The 10619-nt window shown below is 52.6% G+C and carries 10 protein-coding genes; 4 read left to right on the forward strand and 6 right to left on the reverse strand.

The annotated features are described in order from the left end of the window. Positions 1-29 precede the first annotated feature (29 nt). The 4 genes from N8H74_RS28480 (at position 30) to N8H74_RS28495 (ending at position 2296) form a co-directional block, all read left to right on the forward strand. Positions 30-272: a hypothetical protein gene (locus tag N8H74_RS28480; RefSeq protein WP_262152007.1), complete on the forward strand. Its 243-nt coding sequence runs from the start codon at positions 30-32 to the stop codon at positions 270-272. An 11-nt stretch (positions 273-283) separates the two neighbouring features. Next, positions 284-457, forward strand: coding sequence for a hypothetical protein (locus N8H74_RS28485; RefSeq protein ID WP_262152008.1), 174 nt, complete (start codon positions 284-286; stop codon positions 455-457). A gap of 81 nt (positions 458-538) precedes the next feature. Then, entirely contained in the window at positions 539-1117 is a 579-nt protein-coding gene (locus N8H74_RS28490) for a hypothetical protein (protein ID WP_262152010.1), read from the forward strand. 354 nt (positions 1118-1471) lie between these two features. Further along, the gene (locus N8H74_RS28495; RefSeq protein WP_262152012.1) at positions 1472-2296 is read left to right on the forward strand and encodes a VanW family protein; all 825 of its coding nucleotides are present in this window, start codon (positions 1472-1474) and stop codon (positions 2294-2296) included. 465 nt (positions 2297-2761) lie between these two features. On the opposite strand, the gene N8H74_RS28500 is transcribed toward N8H74_RS28495, so the two are convergent. The 6 genes from N8H74_RS28500 to N8H74_RS28525 form a co-directional block, all read right to left on the reverse strand. After that, positions 2762-3187 carry a HEAT repeat domain-containing protein gene (locus N8H74_RS28500; RefSeq protein ID WP_262152014.1) on the reverse strand — a complete coding sequence of 142 codons (426 nt, stop codon included), beginning with the start codon at positions 3185-3187 and terminating at the stop codon, positions 2762-2764. Positions 3188-3249: 62 nt separating this feature from the next. Then, entirely contained in the window at positions 3250-3618 is a 369-nt protein-coding gene (locus N8H74_RS28505; RefSeq protein ID WP_262152015.1) for a hypothetical protein, read from the reverse strand. A 148-nt stretch (positions 3619-3766) separates the two neighbouring features. Beyond that, entirely contained in the window at positions 3767-4288 is a 522-nt protein-coding gene (locus N8H74_RS28510; RefSeq protein ID WP_262152017.1) for a DUF2247 family protein, read from the reverse strand. Between the two features lie 351 nt (positions 4289-4639). Continuing rightward, positions 4640-5032, reverse strand: coding sequence for a hypothetical protein (locus N8H74_RS28515; protein WP_262152019.1), 393 nt, complete (start codon positions 5030-5032; stop codon positions 4640-4642). Beyond that, entirely contained in the window at positions 5033-9829 is a 4797-nt protein-coding gene (locus tag N8H74_RS28520; RefSeq protein WP_262152021.1) for an RHS repeat protein, read from the reverse strand. After that, the gene (locus N8H74_RS28525; RefSeq protein ID WP_262152023.1) at positions 9826-10569 is read right to left on the reverse strand and encodes a DUF4123 domain-containing protein; all 744 of its coding nucleotides are present in this window, start codon (positions 10567-10569) and stop codon (positions 9826-9828) included. Before N8H74_RS28525 ends, N8H74_RS28520 begins: the two co-directional genes overlap by 4 nt. Positions 10570-10619: the final 50 nt, after the last annotated feature.

The following is a 10619-nucleotide window of genomic DNA, read 5'->3' on the forward strand; positions in this document are numbered from 1 at the left end:
ACCGGGAGAACCCAGTCGAGGATTCCATCATGAGCGACGATCTCCAGCCTCCCGACCTCACCACCTGGCAACGTCTGTTCGATGACGAAACCTACTGGCAGCAGTCGCCCGACGCTCACTACTTCGACCTGCAACGCATCGCTGATGACATGCTGGGGCAGGGCGCCATTGATCTGGAGCAGTGGCAGATCCTCCGGGCCAAGGCTGACGACCTGCACAAGGACGCACCCGGCGCGAACGTCGCCCGGGAACTCGACGACCCCGAAGCCTGAGGACAACCACCATGAACCATGATCCCGCCGATACGACGCAGCACCCCGACGAACCCCGTCCGCCGGGCGAGACCGAACGCGACAATGACGCCCTGCGACCCACCGACCCGAGCCGGCGCAAAGACAGCGGCAAAGGCACGCCCAGCGGTGAGTCCACCGCGCAGGAAACCGCGAAGCAGGGCTGATCTGCGTCTATGCTCCTTGGCACCCCGGCACCGAAGCGGTCAAGTGCCGGGTGTCATTCCATCTCAGGGAGAGTAACGCTTATGAAGCTCAAAGCACTGACGCACGCCATTACCCTCGCAACCCTGCTGTCTGCCACCAGCGTCACGGCGCTGGCTGCTGAAATTCCGCTGTCGGGTGTTCTGGAGGCCAATCGGGTCAGCGCCAAGGTGCTGGCGGTCGATCCGGCCAGTCATCAAGTGGTTCTGGAGGGGCAGCAAGGCCAGCAAGTCCACGTTCAGCTCACGGACAAGGCAAAAAACCTGGCCAACCTCAAGGTCGGGGATCAGGTAAACATCGAAGTCACCCGCTCATTCGTCTCTGTTCTGGATACCGAAGTGGGTAAAGGTTTGCCCGGCACCGTCGAGCGAACCGGGGAATTACGCAACGCGCCGGGCAGCAGCAATCCGGGCGGCGAAGCCTACCGGCAGATTCAGGTACAACTGGAGATCACCAAAATTGATTTGGCGAAGAATCAGGTCACCTTGAAGAACCCCTCCGGTCAATCGAAAGTACTCGACGTCGAAACGCCTGAAATTCAAGCGAAACTGAAAAATCTGAAAGTCGGGCAAAACGTCGTCGTCACTTATACCGATACGTTAAAAGTGACTACCACACATTAAGACTGGAGTTTTAACTCTACAAAGGGATTGTTCTTGTACAGCTTGTTGTATGAGAACAATCATATTAAATGTCCGAGGCGGTGAGTTTTAACAAAGTTTGTCGATGAATATCCGTTAACTTTTTCGTACATAAATTTTCATCCATGTGAATGAGGACATATCCGCCAACTTCCATTAAAATCCACCCCGTTCGCCCAGTGTCAGGGCTCTTTACCGGTGCATGGATTGCCAGGCCATTACACTGGGCGGACACCATCTCCGGAGTGCATCAAGCACTTCCCCTCAGTAACACGTTAGGATGCGCCGCCCTTTTTCAACGCAAGGACGATAACGGCCATCGCCGTTTCATCACGGATGAAACCACTTTCCCTCTATCACCCGATCCTTTACTGGATGCGCGTGTGGCAAAAAAGACTGTTCCGCCAACTCGCCTGGCACTGCACTCGCAAGCGCTACGCACAACCCGTTGCCATGGCTGAACGCCTGCCGTTCCGCTACCTCAAACACACCTCGAAACTCATCCGCAAACTCGGCGATTCTGACCTCACGCTGCAGCACAACAAAGTCATCAACTTAAAACTCGCCGTCGCCGCCATCGACGGCGTCACCATCGCCCCCGGCGAATACTTCTCCTTCTGCCGCCTCGTCGGCCGCCCCAGCCGCAAACGCGGCTACGTCGAAGGCATGGAACTGTCCTTTGGCGAAGCCAGACGAGGCATTGGCGGAGGAGTCTGCCAACTCAGCAACCTGATTCACTGGATGGCCATTCACTCACCCCTGGTTGTGGTCGAACGCTCGAACCATAGCTTCGATCCCTTTCCAGATGACGGCCGCGTACTGCCATTCGGCTCCGGCGCGGCGATCTTTTACAACTATGTCGATCTGGTACTGCACAACCCGACGGATCGGAGTTTCCAGTTGAAGTTGAAGGTCGGGGAACAGCAGTTGGAAGGAGAGTTGCTGTGTGATCGGGAGCGGGAGTTTCGTTATCACGTGTTTCAGTTGGAGCACCGGTTTGTGCGGGAAGGGGAGCGGGTGTATCGGGAGAACGAGATTTGGCGGGAGGTGCGGAACAAGGGGCAGGTGGGTGAAGTGGTGGAGCGGGGGATGCTTTATCGGAATCGGGTGGTGGTTAAGTATGAGGTTATGGAGGGCGTGGTTCAGGAGCGTCATTGCTGATTCGTGTGACTTGCAATCACGGGGCTGAGCTCTGAGGTATCGTCATAGCGTTTTGCAGGACGTTGTCGAGTTCGATCCAGTTTTTTGCTGTTTCGGAGAATAGAGGTTGCTCCCGATCGAAGTTTGAGATTAGTGAAACTCTAAAACAGCATTTTTTCGTCGAATTCCGGGTGCCAGCCGATATCTAGAATTCGGTTGTTGGGGGGACTTGCCTGGAGTGGATCTTCCTTTAATTGATTTGCTATTAGTGAGGTGGAGAGGGTGCGATCTAAATGAAAAATGTCGTCAAAGACTATATTTCCACCTGGGTTTTTTTATATTTTCGTATTCATTTTATAGATTTGGTATTAGGGTTGGTTGGTTTTTTGTAGGTGAATGTTTTTATTGAGTTTGTGTTTTTTTTGGTCTGGCTTTCGATTATGTTTATATGTTCATATGTTTTGATGGTAGTGAATAAGTACATTTTTAAGCGGACTCTGCCTTGGCAAGCAATCTTGTTAGTTCTGGTTCGATTTCGTCAGAAGGTATTTTTTTCATGACTTCTCTTATAAGGGGAGCGTATTTTTTTTCTATATTAACCTCCGCCCAGTCTAGCTCGTGTATTGATATGATCTTCACGTCAATATAAATTGAGTTGGAAAGTAAAAGTTTTAGTATTCTTATTGAATGTTCTGTTCGATCCTCTCCCATCGCAGCTGCGCAACGTTGCTGCCAAAATTCAGGTTTTGAGAGTATTTCTTTCTCAAGTCGATGCCATTGATCGTCCTTGAAATCTGCAAGAACGGTTTTTGCAACAATTTCTGTAGTGTACTCCGTCCAGTTTGAACTTTCGGAATCACCAATTAGAGAGCAGAGGGTTTCATAAATTTCGTCTTTTTCAGAATCTTTCATGGGGTTCCCCCTGTAGGATAAGAAGAGGTAATAACGTCATTAGTCCTCAATAATGGCTGGCTTTACCATAGGTCAACTCTTGCGCATTCGAGTTCTATGATGTCTCCGTTTGTTATGCCTTCTGGTAAATGGTCATCAACTATGAACGAAATTCTACCAATGTTTATGGTCTGGGTTGTAATGTCTACTACTTTTGCAATTATTTTTTTTGATAGTCCATTGCTTTTAGTATCCCTTATCCCTTCATTTGAATTTTTATTACATGGTTTTGCGTGCTTTAAAGAGAATATGTGTAGCGGTTCTGATAGGGAATCACCGATCTTGGCGTTACAGGGATAAGAAAATGCTTTGCAAGTGAAATAACCGTCAGTTATATCTACTTCCGCTTCCTCATCGTTCGGTGATGTCCAAGTGATATTTTTGACTAGCATGTTTCACTCCTTTTTTAAGGGGGTGTATATTTCCAGTCAAGATGCGGGTTCGGCCCAATTGCATCTGTTTTAACCGATTTTTATGGAGTTATTTAGTTGATCTATTGGGGGGTTGGTTGGGTAATGTATATGTCTATTATTGAATGATTTAATGCCTGTCTAATTTAATCTTTTCTGTGATCTCGTTGATTGCTAAGATAGCATTATGATTGGAAATTATGTTTTTCCAGTTTTCATATATTCGAACTTCAGATCCGTCCACTCCTTCGGGAGGCGGCATATATCTTACTATTGAAGAGATTTCTTCTGGGTAGTCAAATTCCGCATATAGATCTTCAATTGTTTCGAGCGGGTCTTTTAACAGATGTTTGTTGTCTAAATAATGGGAAAGCAGAAGAAATATCCAAGGTTTGGTAATTTCAGTTTCTTCAGCTTCATTTTTATCGGCTAAAAAGTCAAGGAGATCATATGCTGATGATAGCTCCTCTGGTTCTAGGGATGCTAGTTCATATGCTTTTTCTGATGAAGACTCTGTTAATGTGTTGCAAACGTATTTTGATACACCCTCTTCGTCGATGTATCCCCTGTTAAGTCCGAATAGAAGCTCTTTCCACGTTAACCATGGGGCTTTGGAGAAAGCGTAGTTTCCGTCAAGTGGTAATAGAGGCATTTTTTATTTCGGAGATTTATAAGGAGTCTGTTTTTTTGGGAGGGTAGTAATTGTTTAATTTGATAAGATTTTTATATGTTAACTCCATTTTTTAGTTAAAAACCATTTGAGTGTTCCGAATCTTCCATTCGTTGAGTCCGTATTTGGGTTCTCACCTCGAAGTGAAAATACCACTATGTAGTGGATGAATACACCTTTATGGCTGCATGTATAATTAATGTCTGAGTTTTGCTTGGTTAGATGGTTAATTAAGAAAGGCACTTTTGCATAATGATGAACTGAGTTTTGTATTTATATTTATAGTAACTATGGGTGGTGGGTGGTTGCTGGAATTTTTAACTGGCCATGGAATTATATATTTGTTGTGTAAATGGCGGTGTCTTTAGCTGTTATATCAACGAAGAACGGCAATTTTTTATCTCTATGTTCGTCGCTTATTGAAATTAGCAAAAGAGAATTTCCAAGTTTTAGCGCGGCACAGCCATCTTCGGCAATGTTTATGAGTTCCGCTGTGATGTAGAGTGCATCGCCCTTGAATTCTATTGAAGGCGTTTTTTTATCTGAAACAAAAATATTTTTATTCCAATAAAAATCATCATTAATATCGATTTCTATATCGTAAGATTGATTTTCTTTGGGTTGCGACCCAATAAAATTTGAGAAACCATTTCCATATGGTGTCGAAAATTCGACATGCGCTCTGTTAGAAAGGTTTTTAATTAATCTAATTATCGTGATGTTCATTTATTTGGTTCCTAAAGGGACTCGTATTACTGTGTTGTCTACGTTCATGACATTGTTTATTAAGTCAAGCGTCCACGTTTCCTCATGATAATGATGTTTGTTCGGTTTGCTGTTCATTTCATGGGCGCCGTAACGAATACTGCGCTTTCCATCTGCCGATACGATTCTATCGTTATCTGGAAGGCCTGTTCTTGGATGAGTATTTGTGTAGGGCCCCTCGCCTAAGAAATCTTCCCATCTCTTCGTTGCGTCTTGTGGTTTGACTGGCTTGCTTCCATAAACCTCATTGTGATAGCCCTGTCCAGGAGGTGGCTGTGGAGTTGGTGGAGCAGATGGTCCTGCCCCCTTAACCTCACTGCCTGATGTCGCGTCTGGTTTATTGCCTCGCGGTGCATGATTTTCAGAATCAGGGCAATTACTGCTAAGGCCTAGCGGATCCACCCACCCCGTAGGGTTAGGCACATACTGGTAGCTATTCAATCCACCCGCCAGCTTGATCGGGTCCGGCGTCAGGAACCGTCCAGTCCCCGGATTGTAGTAGCGGTGCCGGTTGTAATGTAACCCTGTCTCCGTATCGAAATACTGACCCTGGAATCGCAGCGGGTTGTCGATTTCGTTGACGTCGAGTGCTGCGAGGTTGCCATAGGCTCGGTAGTTGGCCGACCACATGATTTCGCCGCTGTAGTCGGTGAGTTCCTGCGGGGTGCCGAGGTGGTCGAGTTGGTAGTAGAACGGGGTGGCCTTGCGTGGGCCTTCGCCGTCTAGCATCGCCAACGGGCGGAAGCTTCCGGGTTCGTAGATGTAGCTGCGATAGCGGTTGTCGGCGCTTTCGGCGATCAGGCGTTCGCCTTGCCACAGAAATTCGGTGGTGTGGCCGTCGACGGTTTTTTCGATGCGGCGGCCGAAGGCGTCGTATTTGTAGGTGGCGGTGCTGCCGCCCGGCAGGCTGACGCCGATCAGGCGGTGCTGGCAGTCGTAGCGGTATTCGGTGACGAGTTTCTGCCCGGCGCCACGACGTTCGCAGGTCAGGTTGCCGTAGGCGTCGTAGTCGTAGTGGCGGTCGCCTTGCATCAGCAGGCGGTTGCCTTTGACGTTCGCGAGGTTGGCGACGGGCAGGTCGTTCTGGCCGAGCAGGTTGCCGGCCGGGTCGTGGGCGAAACTTTCCGGGGTGGCACCACGGACGCTGATCAGACGGTCCAACGGGTCGTAGTGGAAGCTGCGGTTGCCCTTGCGGCTGTCATCGATGCCGGCGAGGTTGCCGTTGGCATCGTAGGCGTAGCGACGCTGGAACAGGTTCTTGTCGCGCTGATCCACGTTGTGCGCTTGCAGACGTCCTTGTTCGTCGTACTCGTATTGACTGAGCAGCAGGCCCTGCTGGCGCTTGTGCTCGCGACCGGCGCTGAACTGGTGAGTGGTCAGGCGCGAGCCGTTGAGATCGATGCTGTTCAAGCGACCGCCGGACTGGTGGCGGTAGTCGAGTTTGCTGCCGTCGGGGAGGCGGCAGTGGCTCAGTTGGCCGACGTTGTCGTATTCATAACGGGTGGTGCCCCAGCCTTGGTGCTCGGTGATCAGGCGGTTCTGTACGTCGTATTCGTAGGCCAGCGGCCAGTGCCCGTCGTCGACGTTGACCAGTCGCCCCAGCGCGTCATAGCTGTAATGGATTTCCTCACCGTCAGCCAGGGTCTTCACCAGCAGACGGCCGGAGGCATCGCGCTGGTATTCGGTCACCAGCTCGCTGCCGTCGTCGCCGAATTCGGTCTTCTTCAGCAATTGGCCGTTGAGGTCGTACTCGTAAGCGGTACGGCGACCGTCGAAGCCGGTTTCCTGCTGGATCAGGCCGTTGGCGTAGTAGTCGAGTTTGTAGTGTTCGCCGCGTTCGTTTTCGATGCCGGTGAGTAGCAACCCGGCGTTGTCATAGCGGTAGCGCAACTGGCTGCCGTCGGGATTGATGCGGCGGCTGACGAGGTGCAGGTTGTCGGCGTATTCGTAGCGGGTGACACGGCCGAGTTCGTCGCGTTCAGCGGTCACGCGGCCATACGGGTTGTAGGTGAACGCGCGGGTGGCACCACCGGGCAAGGTGATCTGGATCAGGCGGTCGACTGCATCCCATTGGTACTGAGTGATCGCCCCGGTTTCGTCCTGACGGGTGATCTGTCGGCCGAGTGCGTCGTAACGATATTTGCGCTGGCCGCCGTCGGGCAGACGTTCTTCCAGCAACTGGCCGAGGTTGTTCCAGCCCAGTTGGTGGCGACTGCCATCAGGGTGCTGGATTTCCAGCAGGCGGCCCTGTTGGTCGTAGCTGTAGTGGGTTTCGTGGCCTTGAGGATCGGTTTGCCGGGTGATATCGCCCTGACGGTTGCGGTCGTACTGCCAGCGCGCCTTGCCCCGCTGGACATCGATGAGTTGGCCATTGAAATAGTTGTAACGAGTCGGCGCATCTTCGGGAGGAATCACCGCCATCAAGCGGCCGGCTGCACTGTATTGGTACTCAGTGATGGCGCCCATCGGATCCTTGACTGCGACCAGTCGACCCTCATCGTCATAGGCTTTCTGCGTTTCCCCACCGTCAGGCGCGGTTTCGCTGACCAGACGTGCATTTTCGTCATGCACATAGATCTGCTCGCTGCCATCGGGGTTGAAGACCGTGACCGAGCCTTTATCGTCCCACTCGTAGCGTGTCTCCAGTTCTGAGTAACTCGCCCAATGGCGTACGCAGCGGGAGTGTTTGCCTTCACGCTCCCATTCCCAGAAAAAGCTGGCGCCACCGGCCAGTTGCCGCTCCAGAATGACGTGCTGTTGGTTGTAGCGGTAATGCTCGGTTTCGCCGACTGCGTTGGTCGATGAGACGAGTTGGTTTTGTGCGTTGTAGCAATAGGTGACGAGTGTCTGAATGGTCAGCCAGGGATCCTGGCGTTCGCCACGGTCGTTGTACTCGGAGCGTTGCTGCTGATAATCCACCGCGACGATGTGCCGGTTGTCATAACGCAGCAGAAGGGAGCGACCGGCACCGTTGTCGATGCGCTGGATGCGATCAACCAGGTCGTAGCTGATGTGCAACCGGTTGTCGTAGGCGTCGCTGATGGTGATCAAGCGTCCGGCACGGAAATGATAGAAACGTGCCTTTGATCCAGCCTGGGTGAGAATCAGCTCGCCGGGTGCATCACCCAGGAAAATCGCGGCTTGCGCCAGACTGTTGGTGATGGCCGGACGTTGCTCGGTCGGCATCGGGAAGCGGGTCTGGCGGTTTTCGTTATCCGTCCACAGCACGCCCTCATCGTCGAGTTGCAAGTGATGGGACAGGGAGTGACTCCACCCGTGTCCGAGCCGACCATCGATTTCTACCGCACTGCTGCGGTACAGGCGTGTCCACTCGAAAGGCAGCAGTCCAGCCAGCTCGCCATCAGTCAGTGTCAGCAGTTCCTCGCCGGTGACCATGGACACCGGGTCGCCGTTCTTGCAGGTGTTGGCTGCGCATTCGCTGGGTTCGTCGGCCGGGTTCTTCGATTGCTTGGGAGCCTTGTCAACCGGTTCAACCTGTTCGACCCGCGAAGCGGCTTCCGTTTTTCCACGCGCCTGAACCTGTGCGTCAGTTTCCAGTTTTCCGCCGGAAGTGGAGGGTTTCGTCTTCGGTGCGCTAGCGGTTTCGGCGGGTTTCGGCGGGGCGATCTCGACGTTGGCTTTTCGGGCAGGATTGAACCCCGAATTGCCATTGAGCAGCAAAGGTCTTGCCGCCTCGGTATGTGGAGTGGCCTTGGTCTTGCTGACCTTCATCAACATAGCGGTAAAGTCTTCAATCAATTTCACGACTTTGCCGCTGCTTTGCACACCTTTGATGACCTTCGTGCCAATACGCACGGCCAGACCGAGGCCGCCGGTCAGGACGATACCCACCAGAATGTTCAGCAGGAACTCGGTGGTCATTTGGGCCAGGACTTCGGTGCAGGTCTGCGGTGGCAGCATCTTCACCCAGGCCATGATCGCGGCCACGTAGATCCACATCAGTGGTTCATCGCTGGCGATCAATAATGCGGTGTGAATGGCCTCGGCGGAGGCGTCGTAAATTTTCTTGATCTGCTCTTCGGTGAAGAAGTTTTTCAGCTTCTCGTAGTTTTCACGAGGGTGGGCAACCAGGTTGTAGAGGCTCTTGATATCGCCCCACAGCCCCATGATCGCTTTCAGAAAACCTTCCCACGCCGCCTCCAGTTCCTGCAGCGCGCGACCGCCCAGCGAAGCGTCAGTATGTGCCTGCCAGAGCGGCAGAAAACTGGTGCTCCACTCGGTTTGCAGCCAGCCGCCCAGCTCGCCGATGACACCCTGATAGGAGTTGAACAGGCTGTCGATCTGCGCAGGGGTAGGGTTAGGGAAGAACGTGATCTTGTATTGCTGATTAGGCTTGAGCCCGGAGACCTCCAGAATCCCGGTCGAGTCGATGGTCTTGTTGATTTCCGGACCGACTTCATTCTTGCCAATGAACCGGCCATCCACCACGGGCACCAGGCGCACGGGCGTATTGCCGATCGGAACAAAGCGCGCGGACTCGAAGCTGTGTATCAGCGTGAGCTTGCCATTGGCCGGGCAGTTGGCATAAAGGGTGTTTTCCTTCTTGCTGTCCTTGTCCTGCGTACCGACTTCGTCGCCGACCTTGAACTGCTGTTCGGCATCCAATATGCCGCCATACCAGGCTTCGGCATGTTCACGGTAATCCTTCAGGCACTTTTTGAAGTCGTTGATGATGGCCTGAGCATCAGGCTGTTTTGCCGTGAGGTTGCCAACAATCTCACCCATCAAAATGCTCATACCGCCACCTCATTCTCCAGATGGGCCTTCAACAGCCCGGTAAAATTTTCTTCCGTGAGTGGCGTGCGCTTTACAAAACGCGCCACTTTTTGTTGCAGGTTGGATTCGGGAAACGCGAAGTACAGATCAGCATGCTCATCCAGCAGCCACTGCATCATGTTGCCGATCACCGTGGACGGGTTTTCCGCCATCAGGCCATCCAGCAAGGCCTTCGGCACCTCCCACCACGGCCAGTCCTTCACTTTCGGTACAACCCTCGGCCCGATGTCCAGACGGCGGCCATTGATCAGATACCGATCAAACACCGGCAACAGTTCTCCGGCCTTTTCCCCAAGGCCTGCAAGAATCGGATGAATATGCCGCCCATCCCAGAAGCGGAAGAACACCTCCGTGCCGTCCGGCATTTTCACCTGAGTCAGGCTGCGCAAGTGTTCGAACACCTCGTTTGGCTCTGAGCGCGAGACGGCGAGCCAGCCCCAGTCGAGGGCGTCGGTTTCGGCGATCCAGGGCAGGAAGGCCGAGTTTGGCGTGAGTTCGGTGACGTAGGGCATCACCGGTTGCCAGGTGGCGTAGGGCGTATCGCCCCAGATCGGGATGAGCTGGGTGGTGGGTTCGGTCATGTACAGGGTTTTCAGGGCGTCGGCATCACTCGCCGCACTGATGACCAGATACAACCGCTCGCCGCTTTGAAGCGGCTGTTGTGCCAACCATTGCTGGGGTGTCAGTCGATCAGATGGCACAGGCACCTGCCTTGCATTTCTCGCATTCTTCGCAGAACGGCGCGTTGCGT

The organism is Pseudomonas sp. B2M1-30, from assembly GCF_025447575.1.
GTDB classification, from domain to species: Bacteria; Pseudomonadota; Gammaproteobacteria; order Pseudomonadales; family Pseudomonadaceae; genus Aquipseudomonas; species Aquipseudomonas botevensis.

What these genes read in the sequence shown, in the direction of transcription:
- N8H74_RS28480 (WP_262152007.1), top strand. Translation starts at nt 30, where the DNA reads ATGAGCGACGATCTCCAGCCTCCCGACCTCACCACCTGGCAACGTCTG.
- N8H74_RS28485 (WP_262152008.1), top strand. Translation starts at nt 284, where the DNA reads ATGAACCATGATCCCGCCGATACGACGCAGCACCCCGACGAACCCCGT.
- N8H74_RS28490 (WP_262152010.1), top strand. Translation starts at nt 539, where the DNA reads ATGAAGCTCAAAGCACTGACGCACGCCATTACCCTCGCAACCCTGCTG.
- N8H74_RS28495 (WP_262152012.1), top strand. Translation starts at nt 1,472, where the DNA reads ATGAAACCACTTTCCCTCTATCACCCGATCCTTTACTGGATGCGCGTG.
- N8H74_RS28500 (WP_262152014.1), bottom strand. Translation starts at nt 3,187, where the DNA reads ATGAAAGATTCTGAAAAAGACGAAATTTATGAAACCCTCTGCTCTCTA.
- N8H74_RS28505 (WP_262152015.1), bottom strand. Translation starts at nt 3,618, where the DNA reads ATGCTAGTCAAAAATATCACTTGGACATCACCGAACGATGAGGAAGCG.
- N8H74_RS28510 (WP_262152017.1), bottom strand. Translation starts at nt 4,288, where the DNA reads ATGCCTCTATTACCACTTGACGGAAACTACGCTTTCTCCAAAGCCCCA.
- N8H74_RS28515 (WP_262152019.1), bottom strand. Translation starts at nt 5,032, where the DNA reads ATGAACATCACGATAATTAGATTAATTAAAAACCTTTCTAACAGAGCG.
- N8H74_RS28520 (WP_262152021.1), bottom strand. Translation starts at nt 9,829, where the DNA reads ATGAGCATTTTGATGGGTGAGATTGTTGGCAACCTCACGGCAAAACAG.